This is a genomic window from Hydrogenophilus hirschii, from assembly GCF_054656675.1.
Genome location: NZ_BAAHXQ010000003.1, coordinates 269,828 through 291,295 on the forward strand (window position 1 = coordinate 269,828; position 21,468 = coordinate 291,295).

The window sequence follows — 21,468 nt, forward strand, 5'->3', positions numbered from 1 at the left end:
GCGGTAGGGTATCATATCGCATGGGCATTTGCGAAGCACGATCGGTGCTTCTTCTCGTTCGAGGAATTCGTATGTTTGGCTTTTTGCGTTCGTGGTTCTCCAACGACCTGGCGATCGATCTGGGCACAGCCAACACGTTGATCTATATGCGCGGCCGCGGCATCGTGCTCGACGAGCCGTCCGTGGTGGCGATACGTGTCGATGCCAGCACCGGGAAGAAAACGATCCAGGCGGTCGGTAAGACTGCGAAAGAGATGCTCGGTAAGACGCCCGGCAATTTGGAGGCGATCCGACCGATGAAGGACGGCGTGATCGCCGATTTCGTCGTCACCGAGCAGATGATCAAACAGTTCATCAAAAAGGTCCATGCGTCGAAATTGATTGCACCGTCGCCGCGCATCATCATCTGTGTGCCGTGCGGGTCGACGCAGGTGGAGCGGCGTGCGATTCGTGACGCGGCGCTTGCTGCTGGCGCCAGCAAGGTCTATCTGATCGAAGAGCCGATGGCCGCGGCGATCGGCGCAGGGTTGCCGGTTGCCGAGCCCACCGGTTCGATGGTCGTCGATATCGGCGGGGGTACGACCGAAGTCGGCGTGATCGCGCTCGGTGGGATGGTCTATTCCGGGTCGATCCGTGTCGGTGGCGACAAGTTCGACGATGCGATCGTCAATTACATTCGCCGCAATTACGGGATGTTGATCGGCGAGGCGACGGCCGAGATGATCAAAAAAGCGATCGGAACCGCGTTTCCGACCGCCGAGGTGCTCGAGATCGAAGTGAAGGGGCGTAACTTGGCCGAAGGGATTCCGCGTGCTTTTACGGTTTCGTCGAACGAAGTGCGTGAAGCGATCCAGGAACCGCTCAATCAGATCGTCTCCGCGGTGAAGATCGCGTTGGAACAGACTCCGCCTGAGCTGGGTGCCGATATCGCGGAGCGCGGGATCGTGTTGACGGGCGGTGGCGCGCTCCTCAAAGACATCAACCGCTTGATCCAGGAGGAGACAGGGTTGCCGGTCTTCGTCGCCGACGATCCGCTCACCTGCGTTGCGCGGGGGTGCGGTGCGGCGCTCGAAAAGGTCGATCTCCTGGATACGATTTTCACCCATGAATGACCGTGGCTGATTCGGCCGCGACGCACCTTTCGTTCCGCCGGTCGCTGCCGCTCACGACGCGTGCGTGGTTGGCGACGCTCGTCGCGATCGCGGTGATGGTCGCCGACGCCCGCTTCGACTGGCTCACACCGTTACGCGATGGCGTCTCCGTTCTGGTGCGGCCGTTGGTCGCTGCGGGGCAGTGGCCGTTTCGCGTTTGGGAGATGCTGGAGCGGACGACGATCGACGTCGTCGCGCTGCAACAAGAGAACGCCGAACTGCGCCGCCAGTTGCTGATCTTGTCGGCGCAAATCTGGGAGGGTGCGGCGGCGCGGCGGGAAAACGACCGGCTGCGTGCGTTGTTGGGCTTTGCGCCGATGCCCGGAACCCGTTTGCTCCCGGCTCAGGTGCTCTACGATTCGCCCGATCCCTTTTCCCGCCGCATCGTGATCGACCGCGGCAGCAACCACGGCATTCGACCCGGGCTTGCGGTCGCTGCGGCGAAGGGGTTGGTCGGTCAGGTGACGCGGGTGCAGCCGTTGGTGAGTGAGGTGACGCTGATCACGCACGAGCGGATGCGGATCCCGGCCACCGTGGCGCGCACCGGGATGCGCGGCATTTTGTGGGGGCGCGGTGAAGCTGAGCTGCAGCTGCGTGACGTGTTGGGCGAATGGGCGGTGGCGGAGGGAGACGAGGTGGTGACCTCGGGGTTGGACGGCCTCTACCCGGTCGGGTTACCTGTGGGGCGCGTGACGCGTATCGAACGGGAGCAAGCCGAGCCGCTGGTGTTCGTCACGCCGTTCGAAGCCGGAGCGCAGTGGCGGCAGTTGCTCGTGCTTGTGCGCGACGAAACGGTGGCGCCGTAAGCGACGATGGAACAGCCGACCCACCGTTCGCGCGAACTGCTGTCGCCGCCCAGCCGAGCGTGGATGATCGTGACGCTCCTGGGCGCGTTGGCGCTCGATCTCATCCCCCGTCCTTGGACCACGGTTTGGGGTCCCGAAGCGACGTTGATGACGCTGACGTTTTGGGCGTTGCGTTCGCCCGCATGGACGGGCTTCGGTTTGACCCTGCTCGTGAGCATCGCGCTCGACGTGGGCCGCGGCGCCGTGTTGGGACAGACGGCGCTCGCCGCGATCTGGGTGGTGTGGGGCGCGCAGAAGTGGCGCAGTCGTGTGCTCTGGTTCGGCCCCTTTGGCCAAGCGGTGCACTTGGTCTGGTTGTGGGCTGGGGCGCTCGCGGTGCAGGTGGCGGTGCGTTGGCTCGTGGTCGGTGACGGGATTTTTGCTTATGGGTATCTCTTGTCGCCGCTGTGGATGGCACTCGTGTGGCCCATCTGGTACGCGTTGTTGCTGTGGCCGCAACGGTGGCGTGCGGAGTTGCCCAAGCATCGGGTATGACGCTGGAAACGCCTTCCCTCGATCAACTTCAGCGCCGAACCCGCTGGCGTGCGGCAGTCGCCGCGTTGGTTATGCTCGCTGGGTTTGCGCTCCTATTGTGGCGATTGCACCATCTGCAAGTGGCGCAGCACGAACGGTTCGCGGCGCTTGCTGAGGCCAACCGTCTGGCCTTGGTGCCCATCCCGCCGCAGCGCGGCGAAATCTTCGATCGGAACGGCAAGCCGCTTGCGCGTAACGAAGGGGTTTATGTGCTGGAAGTGACGCCGGCGCTCACGCCAGATCTCGACGCAACCTTGAATTCGCTCGCTGAGCTTGTGGCGATCGATGCCGACGATATTCGGTCGTTTCGTCGCAAAGTGCGCGAACAGCGCGGCTTGGGAAGCGTGCCACTCAAGTGGCGTCTCACCGACGCCGAAGCCGCCCGAATCGCGGCGAACGGGTTTCGCTTGCCCGGTGTCCAGGTTGCGGTCCGTTCGATGCGCCACTATCCCTACGGCGAGGTGATGGCGCACATCGTCGGCTATTTGGGGCGGATCAGCGAACGCGACCTGCAGCGTATCGAAGCGCAAGACGCGCTGGGACGCTACCGGGGGTTGGAGGTGATCGGCAAAGAGGGGGTCGAGGCGAGCCACGAATCCGAACTGGTGGGTTGGCCGGGGTGGGAGCAGCTCGAAGTGAACGCCGCTGGGCGCGCGGTGCGGCGGCTCACTTCGGTGCCGGCGCAACCGGGACGCGATGCGATCTTGACGATCGACGTCGATTTCCAGGCGTTCGTCCATGAGTTGCTTCGCGACAAGCAGGCGGCGTTCGTCGCGCTCGATCCGCGCGACGGCGCTGTTTTGGCGATGGTAAGTACCCCTGCGTACGACCCCAATGCGTTCGTGACCGGATTGTCGAACGAGGTGTGGACGCGCCTGCTCGAGGACCCAGCCCGTCCGTTGCTCCATCGCGCGTTGCGGGGAACCTATCCGCCCGGGTCGACCTTCAAACCGTTCCTAGCGCTGCTTGGATTGGAAACGAAGGCGCGTCAGGTTAGGCAACGCTTCAACCACCAAGGGTCGTTCCAGATTGGCCAGCAGGTCTTGCACGACCGCAAATCAGCGTGCCAAAGCGGCGTCGACCTCATTCGTGCGCTCACCTATTCGTGCAACGTCTATTTCTACCAGTTGGGGGTCGATCTGGGAATCGACGCGATCGCAGCCTTCATGACCCGTTTGGGTTTCGGATCCCCGACCGGGATCGATCTGCCGAACGAAGCGGCGGGGGTGTTGCCGTCGCGCGAATGGAAGCGCAGCCATTTCAAGCGCCGTCGCGACCAGCAGTGGTTTACCGGCGAGACGGTTTCGGTGGCGATCGGTCAGGGGTACAGCAGCTATACGCCGCTGCAGATGGCCAACGCGTTGATGATCCTCGTCAATGGTGGGTTGGGACCGATTCCCCACGTCGTCGACCATTTCCGCGATCGCCGCTCCGGTGCCATCATTCCCGTACCTCGGCCGCCCGCGCGTTTCGTGCCGCTCGATCCGGTGAACGTCGAGGCGGTGCTTACGGGGATGCGGGAAGCGGTTCGGGTAGGAACCGCGGCGCGGGCATTTGCCGGTGCGCCGTATCGCGCAGGCGGCAAGACCGGCACCGCGCAAGTGGTTTCGACGCAACGCGATCCCGATGACGCTGACGAACAGGACCATGCGTGGTTCATCGCCTTTGCGCCAGCAGAAGAACCGCGAATCGTCGCCGCACTGATCGTCGAGCACGGTGGCTATGGTGGAGCGGTCGCGGCGCCGTTGATGCGCATCATCTTCGACCGCTTCTTCGGCGTCGAACCGAAGCCGGAATGGGAGTCCGCACGATGAGGCCTGCGTGGTGGCAATCGCTCCTGCGACGGTGGGATCCCTTTTTGCTGCTCTTCCTGGCAGGGTTCTTCACTTTTTCCCACTGGGTGATGACCAGCGCTTCGCCTGAGCGGCTCGACGAACAGTGGCTGCATCAGGGGCTGGCGTTGACTGCCTTTTTGGTTGCGGCGTTGGTGCCGTTTCGCTGGTGGTTGGCGGTCTCTCCGCTGCTCTTTCTGGGCGGAGTGATCGCGCTCGTTTTGGTGCTGGTCGTTGGGGTGACCGCGAAAGGGGCGACGCGGTGGCTCGATCTGGGCGTTGTCCGTGTCCAACCTTCGGAACTGATGAAACTTGCGGTGCCGCTTTTGTGTGCCGCGTATTTCCATTGGCGGCAAGGGATGCTGCGCTGGTGGGACCATCTGGTCGCGTTCGTTTGGGTGTTGGCGCCCACCGCGCTCATCTTGAAACAGCCCGATTTGGGGACCGCGATCATGGTGGGAGTGATCGGCGGATGCGTGCTCTTTTTCGCCGGGTTGAGCTGGCGTCTGATTCTGCCGGTCGTCGTCGCGGTGAGTGTCGCGATCGCCGCGTTGCTCCATTACGGCGATCGCTGGTGCGCGCCAGAGGTCGAGTGGCCTGGGTTGCACGACTACCAGAAAGGGCGGATCTGCACGTTGCTCGATCCCGAACGCGACCCGCTGGGTAAAGGGTTTCACACGATCCAAGCCGCGATCGCGATCGGTTCGGGCGGCGTATGGGGGAAAGGGTTGGGGAATGGGACGCAGTCACAGTTGGCGTTCATCCCGGAGCGGCATACCGACTTCATCCTCGCGGTGATCGCGGAAGAGTTGGGCTTCGTTGGGGTCGCGGGACTCTTTGCAGGTTATTTGATTTTGCTGTTTCGAGGGTTTTCGCTTGCGCTTTCCTCGGGGTTGTGGTCCGGGCAGCTCTTCGGTTGCGCGGCGGTCACAGGGATTTTTCTCTATACTTGGGTCAATGCGGCGATGGTGATGGGACTTGCGCCCGTGGTCGGGGTGCCGTTGCCGTTCGTGAGCTACGGGGGAACGGCGCTCGTCAGTCTCTGTCTCATGTTGGGGGTGACCGCGAGCGCCGCGGCGGAACCGTTACGTGGCGGAGGACGACGATGAATGTCGTGCGACTGGTTGGGATGGTGACGGCTGCGATGGTGTTGGCTGCGTGCGGTTCGCCTCGGGTGAAAATCGACGTGCGCCGCGGCGCAGTGAATGCCCCTGCCGTCGAACCTCGTGTCGAACCGTTGCGGCCTGCGAACGCACGGCCCTACACGGTGCTTGGGCGTACCTATTACCCGATGACCGACTTCGAACCCTATTGGGAGGAGGGGATCGCGTCGTGGTATGGGCGCGAATTCCACGGCAGACCGACCGCAAGCGGCGAGCCATATGACATGTTTACTCTGACCGCGGCGCATAAGATCTTACCGATACCGAGCTATGCGCGGGTGACGAACCTGGCGAATGGGCGACAGGTCGTCGTGCGCGTCAATGATCGCGGCCCATTCGTCGAAGGCCGGGTGATCGACCTTTCTTACGCCGCAGCCGAGGCGTTGGGGTTTGCGAACCAGGGAACGGCGCGGGTGCGCGTCGAGTTGCTGTTGCCGGACGAGATCGCCGCGATGCAAAAAGGGGCGGGACGTCCGAAGGCGGCAGCGGAAACCGCGCCGACCGCAGAAATGGCTTCGACAGCCACACCGCTGCGGGTAGTGGCGCGTCCGCAGGCGCGCGACGCAGCGGGCGCTGCGGCACCAGGCCCGGTAGCCGAAGGGGCTGTAGCGGTTGACGCAGCAACGACAGCGGAAACGGGCGCCACCGACGCGCTTTTCTACCTGCAATTGGGTGCGTTTGCGCAAACGGAAAATGCCGAAAATTTCGCGTCCCATTTGCGCGTGCAATTACCGAATTTGCCGGTCCGTTTGCTCAGCGCGGGCGCACTCGTACGGGTGGTGGCAGGCCCGTTTCGCGACGCGACCCTGGCGCAGCTCGCGGCCGATCAGGTCGTCGCCTTTCTGGGTGGGACGCCGCTCGTCGTTTCGGCGCGTGCGCTTGGGGCGCACCCCTGACCCGGCGGGCAAAAAGCGGTACACTTCGGCTTTGGTGTCCAACGGCTTCATCACAAGGAGAAAAGAGCGGTGCGATCAGCGGTTGTCAAAGGGATGATGGGGTTTCTGTTGTTGGTAGCGACGGCGGCGCACGCGGTGTCGATCCAGCTGCCAGCGAAACGGTGGTTCTTGCTCGATTTCACCACCGGTGAAGTGTTGGCGGAGCAGGGCGCTGACGAAGCCGCAGAGCCAGCGTCGATCACCAAAGTGATGACCGCGTATCTCGTCTTCGAAGCGTTGCGCGATGGACGTCTCAAGTGGGATCAGCGGGTCCCTGTTTCGGAAAAAGCGTGGAAGATGGGGGGGTCGCGGATGTTCATCGAACCGCGGCACCAGCCAACCGTCGAGGAGTTGCTGCGCGGCTTGATCGTCGCATCGGGAAACGACGCCGCCGTGGCGCTTGCCGAAGCGGTTGCGGGCACAGAGGAGGCGTTCGTGGCGATGATGAACCAAACCGCGAAACGGTTGGGGATGACGAATACCCATTTCGTCGACGCATCGGGCTGGCCCGACCCCGAACACAAGACCACGGCGCGCGATCTCGCGCTTCTGGCGCGCGCGCTGATTCGCGATTTTCCGAAGGAATACGCGCTCTTCAAAGAGAAAGAATTTACCTACAACGGTATTCGTCAACCCAACCGCAATCGCTTGTTGTGGCTCGAACCCACCGTCGATGGGATCAAGACGGGGCATACCGAAAGCGCGGGTTATTGTCTGCTTTCCTCCGCGGAGCGGGACGGCCGGCGATTGATCGCAGTGACGCTGGGCAGCGACTCGGACGCGCAGCGGGTCGAGGCGTCGCTGAAACTGCTCAATTACGGCTTCCAGAACTTTGCCCATTTCCGTGTCGCGAAAGGACAGGAGCCCGTCGCGAAGCTTCGCGTCTGGCAAGGGGTGCAACCCGAAGTGGCGGTGGGGTCGCCGGATGACGTCGTCGTGACGCTGCCCCGTGACGCAGTCACGAAAGCCACGGCCCATTTCGTCGGGCAGCAACCGCTGATCGCCCCCGTCGAAGCGGGGCAGCAGGTGGGGCGAATCGATATCGTCGTCGATGGCGAGGTACGGCGTTCGGTTCCTGTGGTGGCGCTCGAGGGCGTTCCCCAAGCTGGCTGGTGGGGGCGTACCGTCGATGCCCTCACCTTGTGGTGGCAGAGCCTTTGGCAGCGGTGACCCTACGCGACGAAACCCACTACGCGGCGTGGTGGGGCAGAGTGCCGTACGAAGCGATGTGGCGGCGGATGCAGGCCTATACCGCAGCGTGTGACGACGCGAGCCCCGATTGGCTGTGGTGCGTCGAACACGATCCCGTCTATACCCTAGGGCTTGCGGGCCGCGAAACCCACCTCACCCCCGCGGCGCGCGCAAGTGGCACCCCAGTGGTGCGTTGCGATCGCGGAGGACAGGTGACCTGGCACGGTCCGGGACAGCTCGTGGTCTACACCCTCTGGGATCTGCGCCGCCGTGGCCTCACCGTTCGGGCGTTGGTGGCGCTCCTTGAGGAAGCGGTGATTCGCTTGCTTGCGGATCACGGGATTCGCGGCGAACGCAAACCGGGTGCGCCGGGCGTCTATGTCGACGGGGCGAAGATTGCGGCGTTGGGACTCAAAGTGCGTCACGGGCGGTGTTACCACGGCTTGAGCCTCAACGTTGCGAACGATCTGGAACCGTTTGCCCGCATCGATCCGTGTGGTTACCCCGGGTTGGCGGTGACGCGCACCGCCGATTGGGGGTGGAACCCGCCGCTCACTGCCGCGGCAGAGGCGCTTGCCGATTATCTTCCGTCGGGGAATTGGACGTGGTGTGCGCCGCCAGCGATCTGATGACCGCAGCGCGGCTTGACTCAGAAAAAAGGAAGAGACGATGGCTTTGCAACCCGGGGTGAAATTGCGCAGCGCCGAAAAGACGGCGCGCATTCCTGTGAAGATCGTGCCCAAACCGAAACTGGCGAAACCGGAGTGGATCCGAACGCGCTTACCGGCGGGGACGTCACTCGAACGGTTCCACCGAGTGAAGGAGATTTTGCGCGCGCAGGGGCTGCACACGGTGTGCGAAGAGGCCACTTGCCCGAACATCCACGAATGTTTCGGCAAGGGAACCGCCACCTTCATGATTCTTGGCGATATCTGTACCCGTCGCTGCCCCTTCTGTGACGTCGCGCACGGGCGACCGCTGCCACCCGACCCGCAAGAGCCGGAACGGCTGGCCCGCACGGTCGCGGCGTTGGGGCTGCGCTATGTGGTGATCACGAGCGTCGACCGGGACGACCTGCCCGATGGCGGTGCGGAACAGTTCGTGCGCTGCATCGCGGCGATTCGGGAAGCGAGCCCGGCCACGCGGATCGAAGTGCTGGTTCCCGATTTCCGCGGTCGGATGGATCGGGCACTCACCGCATTTGCCGCGGCGCTTCCCGACGTGATGAACCACAATCTGGAAACCGTTCCCCGTCTCTATCGCGCTGCGCGGCCCGGGGCCGATTACGCCCATTCCATGCGCCTTCTGGCCGAATTCAAGGCCCGCTATCCGAACGTGGTCACCAAGTCCGGGTTGATGGTGGGGTTGGGGGAAACCGACGAAGAGATCCTAGCGGTGATGCGGGACCTGCGCGCGCACGACTGTGAGATGCTCACGATCGGTCAATACCTGCAGCCCTCTGCGGCCCATCTGCCCGTCGAGCGTTTCGTCGCGCCTGAGACCTTTGCCGCGTTCGAACGCGAGGCGCTCGCGATGGGTTTCATGCACGCCGCGTGCGGTCCGATGGTGCGCTCCTCCTATTGGGCGGACCGGCAAGCGGAAGCGGCCGGAGTGGTGACCCGGGATGGGGCGTCCCTCCCTGCGCAGGCGCGCGTAGCCGAGTCGCCCCCTTCCCACGCGGGGTGACGCGCGGTGCGGCTTGACGGACTCAACCCCGCCCAGCAGGAGGCCGTCCGGTATCTCGACGGGCCGTGTCTGGTGCTTGCGGGCGCAGGTAGCGGCAAGACGCGGGTGATCACCCACAAGATTGCCTATTTGATCGAGACGGCTGGGTTCGCGCCGCGCCACATCGCTGCGATTACCTTCACCAACAAAGCGGCGCGCGAGATGCAGGAGCGTGTGGCCAGCCTTCTGGGCGGGCGGGCGCCTTCGGGACTGACCGTCTGCACCTTTCACGCGCTCGGGGTGCAAATCCTGCGTGCGGAAAGCGCGCGGCTTGCGTTGAAACCGCGCTTTTCGATCCTCGATCCCACGGACGTGCGTACGCTTTTGTCCGAATTGGTGCAGGAGGCGGACCGCGGGTGGCTCCAAGCGCTGCAGGGGCAAATCTCGCAGTGGAAGAACCAAGGGGTTTTGCCCGATGCCGCGGAAGCGCTGGCCAACGACGAGCGCACCACTCAGGCGGCGCGCGTCTATCGCGACTACGAACGGGCACTGGCGGCGTATCATGCGGTCGATTTCGACGATCTCATCTTGAAGCCACTATTGCTCTTCGAACGCGACCCAGAGGCGCGCGAAGCGTGGCAACGGCGGCTGCGCTATCTGCTGGTCGACGAGTACCAGGATACCAACCGCACCCAGTATCGGTTGTTGCGCGCGCTCGCTGGCGTGCGTGGCGCCTTCACCGCGGTGGGCGACGACGACCAGGCGATCTACGCGTGGCGTGGCGCCGACGTCGAGAACCTGCGCCTGTTGCAAACCGACTACCCGCAGCTCAAGGTGATCAAGCTGGAGCAGAACTACCGCAGCACCCGCACGATCCTCAACGCCGCGAACACGCTGATCGCGAGCAACGACAAACTCTTCGTGAAACGGCTCTGGTCGTTGCACGGGGTGGGCAGTCCGATCGTGGTCCGCCCGTGTCGCGACCCCGAAGCCGAAGCAGAGTGGGTGGTGGCAACGCTCGACGCGAAGCGTTTCGAGCTGGGTGCGAAATGGTCCGACTTCGCGATCCTCTACCGGGGCAACCACCAGGCGCGCCTCTTCGAACAGGCGCTCCGGGCCCACCGGATTCCCTATGTGATTTCGGGCGGGGGATCATTTTTCGACCGTACCGAAATCCGCGACGCGATGGCCTATTTGCGGCTGCTGGTGAACGAGGACGACGATCCGGCGTTCGTGCGGGCGATCACCACGCCGCGCCGTGGCGTCGGGGCAACGAGCTTGGAAGCGCTTTCCCGTTATGCGGGCGCGCGCCATTCGAGCCTCTTTGCCGCGCTCTTTGAGACCGGTGCCGAGGCGCATGTGCCTGCAGCGCCGCTGGCGGCGATGCGCGAATTCGCGGCGTTCCTCAACCGTTTTCGCTACCGGGCCGAACGCGAACCTGCGGGTCGGGTGGTGCGGGAGCTCTTTGCTGCGGTCGGTCTCGACGACCACTACTTGACCACGATGGAACCCCGCGAAGCGGAACAGCGCACCCGTTCGCTCGGCGAGTTTCTGGGCTGGATCGAGCGGCGCGGCGAAGCGGACGGCGCCGATCTTTTGAACATCGTGCAGACGATCACGCTGATTGCGCGGCTCGAGCGCGACGACGAAACGCCCGACGCGGTGCAACTGGCGACGCTGCACGCCGCAAAGGGGTTGGAGTTCCCCCACGTCTTTCTGGTGGGGGTGGAAGAAGGGCTGTTGCCGCACCAGTCGAGCATCGACGCCGGAGACATCGAAGAGGAGCGGCGCCTGATGTACGTCGGGATCACGCGCGCGCAGCGCACGCTCACGATCACCTACTGCGAAAAACGACGCGACGGTAAAGAGTGGCGCAGCGTCGAGTCCTCACGCTTCATCGCCGAGATGGGGAGCGACGGCGTGACCGTGAAAGGTCGCGATCACCCCGTACCGAAAGAAGAGGCGAAAGCGCGGCTTGCGCAATTGCGGGCGCTGTTGGAACGGGCGCCCGCAGTTGCCGACGAGTAGCGATTGGGAACGGGCAGGCGCAGTGCTCAGCCGCTAGCCCGCGAGCGGCTTCATGAGGTCACGTGCAGTATGGGTACTACCAGACGCGCGCCGTTTGCGCCGCGTGCCGTCACTCCACAGGCGGCGGCGTGAAGTTCGCGCCGGCCTGGTTGGCCAGATAGGCCACTGCACGCGCGATCTCGGCGTCGGTGAGGTCCGCGGCGCCCCCTTTGGGCGGCATCTGCCCAATCCCGTTCGTCGCGCTGTGGATGAGTGCGTCGAACCCTTTGGCGATGCGCGGTGCCCACGCTGCGGTATCGCCCGTTTTGGGGCTGCCGAGCGCACCCGATTCGTGGCAGCTCTTACAGACCGCCTGGTAGATCTGCTCGCCGGTGCGCTTGCCGGGTTCGACCGTTTGGAACTTGAGGTTGACCTGCGCAACCGGCAAGATCGCCGCGAGCGTGGCGTTTTCGTCGGGTTTCTGTTCCTGGGAACAGGCAACCGCCAGCGTGGTTGCGCCAACTGCCAGGAAAAGGCGTGCGATGCGATGCATGGTATCGTCCTTGATACGGGAAATGACAATTGGATGCATCGATTATAACGCAGGGCTGATGCGTCTTGCCGAATCTGTGCTATCATGCGCGCTTCACGCAGTACAGGCGCCCGTAGCTCAGTGGATAGAGCGTTGGCCTCCGAAGCCAAAGGTCGCAGGTTCGATTCCTGCCGGGCGCGCCATCGTTTGATTGTTGCCGTGACTGGCGCTTCCGGTGCGATCCTCGCGGAGCGGTTCCTGCTGCGCGCGCGGGAAGTGGCCGAAATCGAACTGCACCTGATCCTGTCGCCCGCAGCGCTCCTCACGGCACAACTGGAACTGGGCAAAAAGCGCCGCGACTGGACCACGCTTGCCGACACCATCTATCGCCACGACGATCTCGCCGCACCGCTTGCGAGCGGCTCTTTTCCCACAGCGGGCATGGTAATCATCCCCTGCAGCATGAAGACGCTTGCCGCGGTGGCGCACGGTTTTTCCGACAACCTCATTACGCGCGCCGCCGAAGTAACGCTCAAAGAGCGGCGGCGTCTGGTGCTCGCGGTGCGCGAAACGCCGCTTTCGCTCGTGCATCTGCGCAACATGATGCTTGCCACCGAAGCGGGCGCAGTGGTGATGCCCCCGGTGCCGGCCTTTTACGCGGGGGTGACGACGATCGAAGCCGCAGCCGATCAATTCGCGTGCCGGGTGCTCGACCTTCTGGGGTGGTCCCATCCGAATGCAGTGCGGTGGTCGGGGGGGACGAGCTAGGGGTGTGACAGCGCTGTCCCGGCGCTGTCGCGGCACTGCGGCGGTGTCGGGGTCGGTTTGCCCAGATGGTACCCTTGCGCCGCATCGATTCCCAGCCGCTTGAGCAGATCGAGCGTCTCTTGATCTTCGACGAATTCCGCGACCGTGGTTTTGCCCAGCCCACGTGCCACTTCGGCAATCGCACGCACGATCAGGCGGTTGCTTTCGTCCTGAGTGAGGTCACGAATGAATTGCCCGTCGATTTTGACGACATCGGCCGGGATGTATTTGAGATAGCTGAAGGAGCTGAAACCGGTACCGAAATCGTCGAGGCAGAGCGCCGCACCGAGTTTATGCACCAGATGGGCAAAGCGGATCGCCTCTTGGAGGTCGCCGATCGCTGCGGTTTCGGTGATCTCGAAGAGCAGTCGCCGGGCGTGCGGCGGGGCTTGGTGCCATCGGTTTTCCAGCCACATCGCAAACCCAGGGTCGGAGAGCGTGCGGCCCGAAAGGTTCACTGCGATGCGTGGCGCGTCGCGGTACTCGCTGAGTGTCTGTAATGCGTGTTCGATCACCCAGCGATCGATCTCGCGAATCTTCCCACTCTTTTCGGCAGCGGGGATGAAATGGGTCGGGGAAACCAGACGCGTGGGGTCTTCGGGGTCGCGCATGCGAATGAGTGCTTCGACGTGGGTCAGCGTTCCGTCCAGACGAAACACCCCCTGATAATGGAGCTCGAACAACCCTTCGGCAAGTGCCTGTTCGATCCGCTGGTTCCAGTTGAGTTGGGTGGGGCTTCCTGCTGCGAAGGCGTCGGTGCTGTAGCACCGCCAGGTGTTGCGTCCCGCGTTTTTCGCCTGATACATCGCGATGTCGGCCGCGACGACGAGCTCGTCTGGGTTGCTCCCATGTTCTGGGAAAAGGGCAACGCCAAGGCTCACCGTGATCCCGATCCGCTGCCCGTCGAAGTCGAACGGAATGCGCGCCAGGGCGCGGATGATCCGCTCCGCAAGCTGCTGAGGTTCGCTGCGGTTTTGGTAGGCGGGCAACAAGATCGCGAATTCGTCGCCACCCAGCCGCCCGACGATCTCGTTGCTGCGGGTGATCGCGGTGAGTTCGCTGGCGATGCGCGCCAGGAGCGCGTCGCCGGCGCGATGTCCGAAGGTGTCGTTGAGCTGTTTGAATTCGTCGATGTCAAAGAGCAGGAGCGCGGCTGTACGACGTTGGCGGAGCGCTTCGTTGAGTTTCTCTTCCAGCAGTTCGGCAAACCGTCGCCGGTTGTAAAGTCCGGTGAGTCCATCCCGTTCGGCCAGATAGATGAGCTGTTCGGCAGAGCGGCGTTCGCGGGTGATGTCCTCATAGAGCCAGAGGCGACCGATCAACCGTTGGTGGCTGTCGCGCACCGGGAAACAGAGTTGCAGCAGGATGCGTCCGTCGATGAGGTGGATCTCGGTGCTGTCGGAGATCTCTTGCGTACCGGGTACCGTGAGGAGCAATTGGGAGAAGTGGTCCGGTTCGGCGCAGAGGGTGTCGCTGAGCCGCATTACGTCCCGCGCGTTCTGTCCCACGAGCGATGCTTCGGCAGGGATGTGCCAGAGACGCCGCAGCGCGCTGTTGGCGAAGACCACGCGGTCGGAGGTATCGACCAGCAAAACACCGAGACGCATCGCTTCGAGTAGTGCCGTGAGTTGCGCATGCTCGGCTTCGAGGGTGTCGAGCGTCGCTTCGGTTTCGCGCTCGGCAATGGTCAATGCCGTCAGGCGTTCGGCCAGTTCGTCGGCCATGCGGTTGAACGCGTTGCCCAGGCGCGCGATTTCGTCGTGCGTGCCTTCGGGGGCTCGGATACAGAGGTTCCCTGCGGCAATCTGTTCCGCAGTACGCTCGATTGCGCCCAAGCGTTTCGCGACGCGAAAGAAAAAGCCGAGATAGAGCGCGAACGTAAGTAGCGTCGTACCCCCGATCACGAGGATTCCCGTTTCGGCGAGGCGATCGATCAGACCGATGAGGGGTTGGGGCGAGTACCCTACCTGCACGGCACCACTGATGAGCGGCAGGCGGACGTCGAAACGGTTCGGCAACCTCGTTTCGGCCGCAGAGAGTGCTGCTAGGGTTTTCCCGTCAGGAAGCGACGTTTCGGCAGATGCGCCCACGAGCACCAAGCGTTCGTCCGCGCCGTCGAAGATCGCCAAATAGGCGATTTCGCCGTTTTGAACCAATGCTTCGGCAATCTCACGCAGCGTGGGGATGTCGTGCTCCAGGAGCGGACCTTGGAGTGCCGCGGCCAGTTCGAGTTGGAGGGTGTGCAGCCGTTGCAACGCCAACGTGTTCGCGGCGCTTTGCGCTTCACGCCAAAAAAAAGCGCCGAATGCGGCAAAGAGCAGCAGCTGCACGAGGAGGAGCCACGGAACCCAGCGGCTGAAGAGCGAACGACGAAAGATCGGTAGGTTCATGCGTGCCCGCCAGCGACGAGTTGATCGAAATCGGCGACGAACGGGTCGAGCGCGTCCCAGTCCGCGTCGGTGATGGGTTGCAAGGTGCCGTGCCCCAGCCGCGCGAAGACTGCTTGCCCTTCCTGTGCGCTCCAGGCAAGGAGCGCACGGCGCAACTGCGCGAGGCGGGATTCGCCCAAACGGCGGTGGGCGAGATAGAGGAGCGGTGGCGATGGCGGAAAGCGATACAGGATGCGGTAACGGTCTGCCGCCAAGTTGAGCTGCGTGATCGCGGTGACCGAAACGACGGCAGCGTCGGCAAGACCTTGTTGGAGATGGGCGAACGAGTTCGCATGGCTGCCCGTGGGTTCGAGATAGAGATCCCGCCCGATTACCCATCCTTGCTCGCGAAAGAGGCGACGTGCCGCCAACGTGAGGTTGGCCCACGGGTCACTGGTCGCGATTTTCCGTCCCTTGAGGTCGGAGAGGGTGCGAATCGGGCTTTGCGGCAACACGATGAGAAGCGGCTCCAACGGGGTCGAGGGGCGAGCCAGTCCCACCATGCCGTGGCGTTGCTGCGCGATGCGACCGAAGTAGGGGCTGGTGGCGATGAAGTCGTACTCACCGCCCGCGGTGCGGGCGAAGTGCGCCCGATAGTCGGGCGCCGATTCGAGCGTCACGGGTTGCGCCAAGGTCGCGGCGAACCAGGCGCGGATCGGTTCGTAGAGTTGGGCGAGTTTGCGCGCGGAAAGGTAGGGTACGACACCAAAAACCAGGGGTGGGTCGGACGAGCGCGAACGCACCGGAAAGGGTGCCGTGGCCGTGGTCACGAACAGTGCACCCAGCGCGCGCAGGAGGTTGCGGCGGGGCCGGAGGGGAGTGGATGCAGTCGTCGGTTCGCGAACAGTGGCCATGGGTAGCCCCTTTCGTGCGGAGCATCGACGGTGCGATTCTAGCACCAACTGGGTGGTTCCATTTGCTTACGCGTGGGCGTCATCGGCAAGGGTTTGGTGGTGTTTGAAGAGCACCGCGGCAAAGAACCCAGTGAAGCCTTGCGCGGGCAACACGCGGCGGGTATGGCCGAGCTGCGCCGCATGCGCAGGAGTGAGATCTGGGAGACGGCGTGGCGAGCAGGTCGCGGGAATCGCGTCCGACGCAAGTCCCGGTATCGCGCACGGGGGCGACCAGCGGGGGGGTACGACTTCGGCCTCTGGGGCTTCGGCAAGGAGCTGTGCGACCACCCATTCGTTCTCTTCTGGCGCGTAGCTGCAGGTGCTGTAGACGAGCGTGCCGCCCGGGGCGAGTGCCTGCCACGCGGCGCGTAGGAGCGCGAGCTGCTTGCGCGCGGCTTCGCGCACCTTGCGCGGTTTCCAGTGCTGCCAGGTGTCGGGGGCCGCAAAACGGATGCGCGCTTCCGACGAACACGGGGCGTCCAAAAGGACGCGCGCGAAGCGCTGCGGCGTTTTGTGCCCGATGGTGCGCCCGTCCGCGAGGTAGGTCTGCGCACAGGTGACCCCCAGCCGCGCCAGTTCCGCGCGGAGTTTGAAGTAGCGCGGTTTCACCGCTTCTACCGCTGCGATGCGTCCGCGGTTGGCGATCGCCGCGGCAATCAGCGCGGTTTTGCCGCCAGGTGCCGCGGCGAGGTCGAGCACTTCTTCTCCCGGCTGCGGATCGAGCAACCAGACGGCCCATTGACTGGAGAGGCTTTGCAGCGTGATCGTGCCGTCCTGAAACGGGGCGCTGTGGGTGAGCGTGGCGCGGGCGTCGGGTTCGGCAACGAAACTCCACGCGGCCAGCGGATGGGGCAGCGGGGCGCCTGCGGCAAAAGCGGGGCGAATCGGCAGCGCGAAGGTTGCGGCGGCGCGGGTCACCGCTTCGCCGTCTGGCTCCGGTTCCCCTTGCGCGGTGCGTAACGGGTTGATTCGTCCGGCAAGCGGTTGCGGTTCCCAAAAGCTCGCCCACCACGCTTCGCGTGCTGCTTCCGGAAGAGTGAGGGCCTCGGTAAGGGCCTCCAGACGCGCCACGAACGGCGCGAGCGGTTCAGGAAAAGAGGCCAAGTCCGGCATGGATTACGCCGTAATAGACGAAGAAGCGCGGAATGCGAAAGAGACACGCGGCAGCCACGTGCAGCAAAGGCAGTTGCAGCATCCCGGCGGTCCAGGTGGTGACCGAAAAGGGAAGTGGCGTGGTGGCGCCGAGCACGACCCACCAGAAGCCATATTTGCGCAGCTGCGGCCCGTGCTCGTCACGAAAACGGCCGAAGACGCGGTGGAGCGTCGGAAAGTGTTCGAGCCAGCGGCCGATGAAATAACCTTGGATACCCGCCCAGGCCGAAACCGCTCCGATGCCGAAAACGTAGAGCCACCAGTTGGCTGCCATATGGCTGCGGCTGACGACGACCAGCATCGAATCGGGCGGAAAGGGCAGGACGAACGAATCGCCGATCAGGATCACGAGCGCGATCCCAGGGAAACCCAGATGGTTCGCGACCCATTCCGCCGCGGCGACGAGCTCTTTTTGAAAGGCCCAGCCGAGCGCCCCCATGAGCAACAGGAGGCCGACGATCGCGATCACGGTTTTCTTGAGGGTCTCTTCGATCATCTGAGCGGCTCCGATGGATGGCGATCAGGGCGCGACACACAGGCAGTGGGCCCAGACCGGGGGCAGCGCCGTAGTAGGTTCGGTGAGCGAGCGCAACAGCGGCGCAAGCGGCCGCAAGGGGGCAGTGAGCCAGGCAAGCGGTGGTGCCAAAGCGGACGTTTCACTGCCGAAAATAAGGCGACGGACCACTTCGCGCGGCGCAAGTGACGACGTTGGCCAGTGCACTTCTGCGTCTGGGGCGTTGGCGCGTTCGCGCGCGAGCGCGATCGCCGTCTCCAACCCGCCCAGGCGGTCGACCAGCCCAAGCTTTGCCGCAGTGGTGCCCAACCAGACCCGCCCTTCCGCGACCGGCTCGAGCTCCGCTTGCGGGATCCCCCGCCCTTCGCTCACCACGGCAAGGAAACGGCGGTAGGTGTGGCCGACCGACGCGTCGAGTGCGCGGCGCACCGCATCGGGGAGCGGCCGGCGCGGGTCGAGCGGCGCGGCGAAGGGGCCCGTACGGACGCCATCGGTGGTGAGGTCGAGCTTTTCCATGAGGGGCGCGGCGTTGGGAATGAGCGCGAAGACGCCGATCGACCCGGTGAGCGTCTCGGGGCGGGCGACGATCGCGTCGGCGGCGCTCGCAACCCAGTAACCCCCCGATGCGGCAACGCCCGCAAAACTGGCGATCACCGGCTTGCCGGCGTCGCGTACCGCGCGCACTGCGCGGCGGATCTGCTCGGCGGCAAACGCGCTCCCCCCGGGCGAGTCGATGCGCAGCACCACGGCGCGCACCGTGTCGTCGTCACGGGCCGCTTCGAGTTCGGCCACCAGCCGGTCGCTGCTTGCGGTCGCGTCGTTTCCGTCGTCCGTTTCGGTGATCGTCCCTTCGAGCGTGATCACCCGAATTTCGCCATTGCCGTTCGCCAAAAGGCGCTTCGCTTCGTGCGCGGCGTGGTAGCGCTGCCAGGAGATGAAGTCGTGGTCGCGATCGGCGAGCTGGGCTGCGGTCAATACCTGCGTCTGCCAGTCGGTGAATGGAGCAAGGGTATCGACGAGCCCTTGCGCTTTCGCGGCTGCGGCGCCGTCGCCATCGTGCGCGGCCAGGATTTCGTCGAACGCAGTGTGGTAGCGCTCGATTGCCGTTGCTGGGCGTTTGCGTGCCGCAGCGATCGCGTCGCGAATCTGGCCCCACAGGCCGAGCATGAGGTCGGTTGCCGCGCTTTTTTCGCTTTCCGACATCGAGGTGCGGGTGAAGGGTTCAACGAACGACTTGTACCGGCCCGCCCGGAAGGCATAGACGGTGATCCCGACGCGGTCGAGCGCTGCTTTGAAATAGGTGGGTTCCAGCGCCAATCCTGGTAAGAGCACGAATCCTTCGGGGTCGAGCGTCACGGTGTCGGCCACCGATGCGAGGAAATAGCTTTTCTGATCGTAGCGGTCGGCAAAGGCGAAGACCGGTTTGCCCGCTTGGCGCAGGCGCCCAAGCGCATCGCGCAGTTCCGAGAGTTGGGCGTAGCTTGCGCCCGGAAAGCGGCTGAGGTCGAGCGCGACCGCCGCGACGCGCGGGTCTTCAGCGGCGTTGTCGAGCGTGGTCAGCAGGGTGCCGAGATGGATCGGCTGCGGATCGTCCCAAAGCGGCAACGGTGTTTCGAGCGACGGGGTTTCGGTGAGCGGTGCGTCGAGCGTGAGCGCGAGCACGAAACGGCTGGGCAGCACCGGCGCGGCAGGTGGCGCGGCGTGCCACGCGAAGAGGAGCGCAACCACCACCGCGACGCCGACGCCGAGCGCGACCGCGCCCAGGACCGCACGCCCGATCCATTCGAGCACCGCGAGAAGGCGCGCGATGAGGCGAATAGGCCAAAGCAGGAGCGCCTTGAAGAGCAAGATGAGTGGTTTCATGGGGCAAATGGCATTATGTGGGTAGAGAAAGGTGGTTGCCGCCGTTGTCGTGTTCGAGGTTCAACGCAGCGGTGGAGAATTTGTGTGCGCTATTCCTCATCGAGCAGCTCTGCCAACGTTTGCGCGTCGAGCACCCGGTCGAGCCAGCGCTCGATCTCTTCCCGGGCCGCGGTGCTCAGGCGCACCTGCACTGCTGATGCGTTCGGCCAACATCGTATCGACCTCCAGTAAGTCCGAGACGTCAGGTACCTCGACCGTGCCTTTCTCCATTTTACGCCCCGGTGTCGTGCTCTTGGGTCATTGCGGAAACCCCGCTGCGGTCACTACTCAGAGGGTAAGGAATCGACTGGCGCGGCGCGCCGTCGATAGACCAGGTCCCAAACGGGGTGGCCGAGGTTTTGCCCGCGCTGTTCGAATTTGGTGCGCGGCCGCCATGCGGGTCGCGGCTGCGCAAAAGCGCTTGCGGGATAGTCGTTCGTCAGCAGGGGCTCCGCGTCGAGCACTTCGCGCATCCAGTGGGCGTACTCTTCCCAATCGGTGGCGCAGTGGAGATAGCCACCGGGCTTGAGACGCGAAACCATCAGCGCGACAAGCACGGGTTGCACGATGCGGCGCTTATGGTGCTGTTTCTTCGGCCACGGATCGGGGAAGAAGAGGTGGATCGCCGAGAGCGACGATTCGGGGATGACGCGTTCGAGGACTTCGATCGCGTCGTGGCGCAGCACCCGCAAGTTGGTGAGTCCGCGCGCCTCGATCAGTTTGAGGAGGTTACCGACCCCTGGCCCGTGCACTTCGACCGCGAGGAAGTCGATGTCGGGGTTGGCTTCGGCGATCGCAGCGGTAGCATCCCCCATCCCGGAGCCGATTTCGAGAACGACCGGGGCGGTTCGGCCAAAGATCGCAGCGAAGTCGAGCGGCGCGTCGGGATCCCATGCAATGCCCCATTTGGGGTAGAGGGTGGCGAGCGCCTCTTTTTGGCTGGGGGTCATGCGCCCTTGGCGCAAAACGAAAGTGCGGATCGAGCGTTGCGTCAGGCGTTCCGGGGTTTTGGTCATCGTTTCGTCATCTGCGGTAAAGGAAAGACTGCGGTCAGGGGATCAGGGTGCATTCTACCTGCGGTCAGCGCCCGATGAGGCCACTTATCGGGGAGCTGGGGTCGGCGCTGTAGGCTTTGCGGGGCATACGACCTGCCAAGTACGCGGCACGGCCTGCTTCCACCGCACGACGCATCGCGTGCGCCATGAGCACGGGCTGCTTCGCGTGTGCGATCGCGGTGTTCATCAGCACCGCGTCGCAGCCGAGCTCCATCGCGATCGCTGCGTCGGACGCAGTGCCGACGCCCGCGTCGACGATCACCGGCACGGTGGCCTGCTCGATGATGAGCCGTAGGTTCCACGGGTTCAAAATTCCCATGCCAGAGCCGATGAGCGACGCAAGCGGCATTACCGCGACACAGCCGATCGCCTCGAGGCGTTTCGCGAGGATGGGGTCGTCGGAGCAGTAGGCCATCACTTCGAACCCTTCGGCAACCAATTGTTCCGCCGCCTTGAGGGTTTCGACCATGTTGGGGAAGAGGGTGTTGGGGTCGCCGAGCACTTCGAGTTTGACCAGGTTGTGCCCGTCCAAGAGCTCACGCGCCAAGCGGAGCGTGCGCACTGCTTCTTCCGCGGTGTAGCACCCCGCGGTGTTGGGCAGGATCGTGAACCGTTCGGGCGGCAGAAAGTCGAGCAGGTTCGGTTCGTCCGGGTTTTGCCCCAGGTTGGTGCGGCGGATCGCGACGGTGACGATCTCTGCGCCCGAGGCTTCGACCGCGGCACGCGTCTCCGCGAAATCGCGGTATTTGCCGGTACCGACGATGAGGCGCGAGCGGAATTGGCGTTGCCCCAAAACGAGGGGTTGGTCTACGAATGGAAGCTCGGCTTCAGGGGATTGGGTTTGCATCGGGACTCCTTGAC

General features: G+C 64.2%; 19 protein-coding genes and 1 tRNA gene. 12 read left to right on the forward strand and 8 right to left on the reverse strand.

What is annotated here, in order from left to right; all coding sequences use genetic code 11:
- The first annotated feature begins 71 nt into the window (after nucleotides 1–71).
- The 10 genes from ACYQ4Z_RS10195 (at nucleotide 72) to ACYQ4Z_RS10240 (ending at nucleotide 11,344) form a co-directional block, all read left to right on the forward strand.
- Nucleotides 72–1,112, forward strand: coding sequence for a rod shape-determining protein (locus ACYQ4Z_RS10195; RefSeq protein WP_459860948.1), 1,041 nt, complete (start codon nucleotides 72–74; stop codon nucleotides 1,110–1,112).
- On the forward strand, nucleotides 1,109–1,957 hold the full coding sequence (gene mreC / locus ACYQ4Z_RS10200) for a rod shape-determining protein MreC (protein ID WP_459860949.1): 849 nt from the start codon (nucleotides 1,109–1,111) through the stop codon (nucleotides 1,955–1,957). Before ACYQ4Z_RS10195 ends, mreC begins: the two co-directional genes overlap by 4 nt.
- 6 nt (nucleotides 1,958–1,963) lie before the next feature.
- Complete coding sequence (mreD, locus tag ACYQ4Z_RS10205) at nucleotides 1,964–2,491, forward strand: rod shape-determining protein MreD (protein WP_119334225.1); 528 nt, start codon at nucleotides 1,964–1,966, stop codon at nucleotides 2,489–2,491.
- On the forward strand, nucleotides 2,488–4,344 hold the full coding sequence (gene mrdA, locus ACYQ4Z_RS10210; protein WP_219972953.1) for a penicillin-binding protein 2: 1,857 nt from the start codon (nucleotides 2,488–2,490) through the stop codon (nucleotides 4,342–4,344). The genes mreD and mrdA overlap by 4 nt, the downstream gene beginning before the upstream one ends.
- Nucleotides 4,341–5,471: a rod shape-determining protein RodA gene (rodA, locus tag ACYQ4Z_RS10215; RefSeq protein ID WP_459860950.1), complete on the forward strand. Its 1,131-nt coding sequence runs from the start codon at nucleotides 4,341–4,343 to the stop codon at nucleotides 5,469–5,471. Before mrdA ends, rodA begins: the two co-directional genes overlap by 4 nt.
- Entirely contained in the window at nucleotides 5,468–6,421 is a 954-nt protein-coding gene (locus ACYQ4Z_RS10220; protein ID WP_219972955.1) for a septal ring lytic transglycosylase RlpA family protein, read from the forward strand. Before rodA ends, ACYQ4Z_RS10220 begins: the two co-directional genes overlap by 4 nt.
- A gap of 96 nt (nucleotides 6,422–6,517) precedes the next feature.
- The gene (locus tag ACYQ4Z_RS10225; protein WP_459861026.1) at nucleotides 6,518–7,630 is read left to right on the forward strand and encodes a D-alanyl-D-alanine carboxypeptidase family protein; all 1,113 of its coding nucleotides are present in this window, start codon (nucleotides 6,518–6,520) and stop codon (nucleotides 7,628–7,630) included.
- A complete protein-coding gene (gene lipB / locus ACYQ4Z_RS10230; RefSeq protein ID WP_325162783.1) occupies nucleotides 7,627–8,280 on the forward strand; it encodes a lipoyl(octanoyl) transferase LipB in 654 nt (217 codons plus the stop codon). Before ACYQ4Z_RS10225 ends, lipB begins: the two co-directional genes overlap by 4 nt.
- A 40-nt stretch (nucleotides 8,281–8,320) precedes the next feature.
- Entirely contained in the window at nucleotides 8,321–9,337 is a 1,017-nt protein-coding gene (gene lipA, locus ACYQ4Z_RS10235; protein WP_459860951.1) for a lipoyl synthase, read from the forward strand.
- 6 nt (nucleotides 9,338–9,343) lie between these two features.
- On the forward strand, nucleotides 9,344–11,344 hold the full coding sequence (locus ACYQ4Z_RS10240) for a UvrD-helicase domain-containing protein (protein WP_459860952.1): 2,001 nt from the start codon (nucleotides 9,344–9,346) through the stop codon (nucleotides 11,342–11,344).
- Nucleotides 11,345–11,453: 109 nt separating this feature from the next.
- Here the strand turns inward: ACYQ4Z_RS10240 and ACYQ4Z_RS10245 are convergent, their stop codons facing one another.
- Nucleotides 11,454–11,876 (reverse strand): c-type cytochrome, encoded by a 423-nt coding sequence (locus ACYQ4Z_RS10245; protein ID WP_459860953.1) that lies wholly within the window; start codon nucleotides 11,874–11,876, stop codon nucleotides 11,454–11,456.
- A 106-nt stretch (nucleotides 11,877–11,982) separates the two neighbouring features.
- Here ACYQ4Z_RS10245 and ACYQ4Z_RS10250 point away from each other — a divergent pair.
- Both ACYQ4Z_RS10250 and ACYQ4Z_RS10255 read left to right on the forward strand, forming a co-directional pair.
- A tRNA-Arg gene (locus ACYQ4Z_RS10250) sits at nucleotides 11,983–12,058 on the forward strand.
- A 4-nt stretch (nucleotides 12,059–12,062) separates the two neighbouring features.
- Nucleotides 12,063–12,623: a UbiX family flavin prenyltransferase gene (locus ACYQ4Z_RS10255; RefSeq protein WP_233468081.1), complete on the forward strand. Its 561-nt coding sequence runs from the start codon at nucleotides 12,063–12,065 to the stop codon at nucleotides 12,621–12,623.
- Here the strand turns inward: ACYQ4Z_RS10255 and ACYQ4Z_RS10260 are convergent.
- The 7 genes from ACYQ4Z_RS10260 to ACYQ4Z_RS10290 form a co-directional block, all read right to left on the reverse strand.
- Complete coding sequence (locus ACYQ4Z_RS10260) at nucleotides 12,620–15,052, reverse strand: putative bifunctional diguanylate cyclase/phosphodiesterase (protein ID WP_459860954.1); 2,433 nt, start codon at nucleotides 15,050–15,052, stop codon at nucleotides 12,620–12,622. The genes ACYQ4Z_RS10255 and ACYQ4Z_RS10260 overlap by 4 nt on opposite strands.
- A complete protein-coding gene (locus tag ACYQ4Z_RS10265) occupies nucleotides 15,049–15,945 on the reverse strand; it encodes a phosphate/phosphite/phosphonate ABC transporter substrate-binding protein (RefSeq protein ID WP_119334234.1) in 897 nt (298 codons plus the stop codon). The genes ACYQ4Z_RS10260 and ACYQ4Z_RS10265 overlap by 4 nt, the downstream gene beginning before the upstream one ends.
- Before the next feature lie 66 nt (nucleotides 15,946–16,011).
- The gene (locus ACYQ4Z_RS10270; RefSeq protein ID WP_459860956.1) at nucleotides 16,012–17,097 is read right to left on the reverse strand and encodes an RsmB/NOP family class I SAM-dependent RNA methyltransferase; all 1,086 of its coding nucleotides are present in this window, start codon (nucleotides 17,095–17,097) and stop codon (nucleotides 16,012–16,014) included.
- A complete protein-coding gene (locus tag ACYQ4Z_RS10275; protein WP_459860958.1) occupies nucleotides 17,072–17,632 on the reverse strand; it encodes a YqaA family protein in 561 nt (186 codons plus the stop codon). Before ACYQ4Z_RS10275 ends, ACYQ4Z_RS10270 begins: the two co-directional genes overlap by 26 nt.
- 24 nt (nucleotides 17,633–17,656) lie before the next feature.
- Nucleotides 17,657–19,513, reverse strand: coding sequence for a signal peptide peptidase SppA (gene sppA / locus ACYQ4Z_RS10280; RefSeq protein WP_459860959.1), 1,857 nt, complete (start codon nucleotides 19,511–19,513; stop codon nucleotides 17,657–17,659).
- A 323-nt stretch (nucleotides 19,514–19,836) separates the two neighbouring features.
- A complete protein-coding gene (gene trmB / locus ACYQ4Z_RS10285) occupies nucleotides 19,837–20,568 on the reverse strand; it encodes a tRNA (guanosine(46)-N7)-methyltransferase TrmB (protein ID WP_219972968.1) in 732 nt (243 codons plus the stop codon).
- Nucleotides 20,569–20,632: 64 nt separating this feature from the next.
- Nucleotides 20,633–21,454 carry a thiazole synthase gene (locus tag ACYQ4Z_RS10290; protein ID WP_219972969.1) on the reverse strand — a complete coding sequence of 274 codons (822 nt, stop codon included), beginning with the start codon at nucleotides 21,452–21,454 and terminating at the stop codon, nucleotides 20,633–20,635.
- Between the last annotated feature and the right edge of the window lie 14 nt (nucleotides 21,455–21,468).

Bases quoted from the DNA above. Each gene is read 5' to 3' on its own strand.
- ACYQ4Z_RS10195 (WP_459860948.1), top strand. From the start codon at position 72: ATGTTTGGCTTTTTGCGTTCGTGGTTCTCCAACGACCTGGCGATCGAT.
- mreC (WP_459860949.1), top strand. From the start codon at position 1,109: ATGACCGTGGCTGATTCGGCCGCGACGCACCTTTCGTTCCGCCGGTCG.
- mreD (WP_119334225.1), top strand. From the start codon at position 1,964: ATGGAACAGCCGACCCACCGTTCGCGCGAACTGCTGTCGCCGCCCAGC.
- mrdA (WP_219972953.1), top strand. From the start codon at position 2,488: ATGACGCTGGAAACGCCTTCCCTCGATCAACTTCAGCGCCGAACCCGC.
- rodA (WP_459860950.1), top strand. From the start codon at position 4,341: ATGAGGCCTGCGTGGTGGCAATCGCTCCTGCGACGGTGGGATCCCTTT.
- ACYQ4Z_RS10220 (WP_219972955.1), top strand. From the start codon at position 5,468: ATGAATGTCGTGCGACTGGTTGGGATGGTGACGGCTGCGATGGTGTTG.
- ACYQ4Z_RS10225 (WP_459861026.1), top strand. From the start codon at position 6,518: ATGGGGTTTCTGTTGTTGGTAGCGACGGCGGCGCACGCGGTGTCGATC.
- lipA (WP_459860951.1), top strand. From the start codon at position 8,321: ATGGCTTTGCAACCCGGGGTGAAATTGCGCAGCGCCGAAAAGACGGCG.
- ACYQ4Z_RS10245 (WP_459860953.1), bottom strand. From the start codon at position 11,876: ATGCATCGCATCGCACGCCTTTTCCTGGCAGTTGGCGCAACCACGCTG.
- ACYQ4Z_RS10260 (WP_459860954.1), bottom strand. From the start codon at position 15,052: ATGAACCTACCGATCTTTCGTCGTTCGCTCTTCAGCCGCTGGGTTCCG.
- ACYQ4Z_RS10265 (WP_119334234.1), bottom strand. From the start codon at position 15,945: ATGGCCACTGTTCGCGAACCGACGACTGCATCCACTCCCCTCCGGCCC.
- ACYQ4Z_RS10270 (WP_459860956.1), bottom strand. From the start codon at position 17,097: ATGCCGGACTTGGCCTCTTTTCCTGAACCGCTCGCGCCGTTCGTGGCG.
- ACYQ4Z_RS10275 (WP_459860958.1), bottom strand. From the start codon at position 17,632: ATGATCGAAGAGACCCTCAAGAAAACCGTGATCGCGATCGTCGGCCTC.
- sppA (WP_459860959.1), bottom strand. From the start codon at position 19,513: ATGAAACCACTCATCTTGCTCTTCAAGGCGCTCCTGCTTTGGCCTATT.
- trmB (WP_219972968.1), bottom strand. From the start codon at position 20,568: ATGACCAAAACCCCGGAACGCCTGACGCAACGCTCGATCCGCACTTTC.
- ACYQ4Z_RS10290 (WP_219972969.1), bottom strand. From the start codon at position 21,454: ATGCAAACCCAATCCCCTGAAGCCGAGCTTCCATTCGTAGACCAACCC.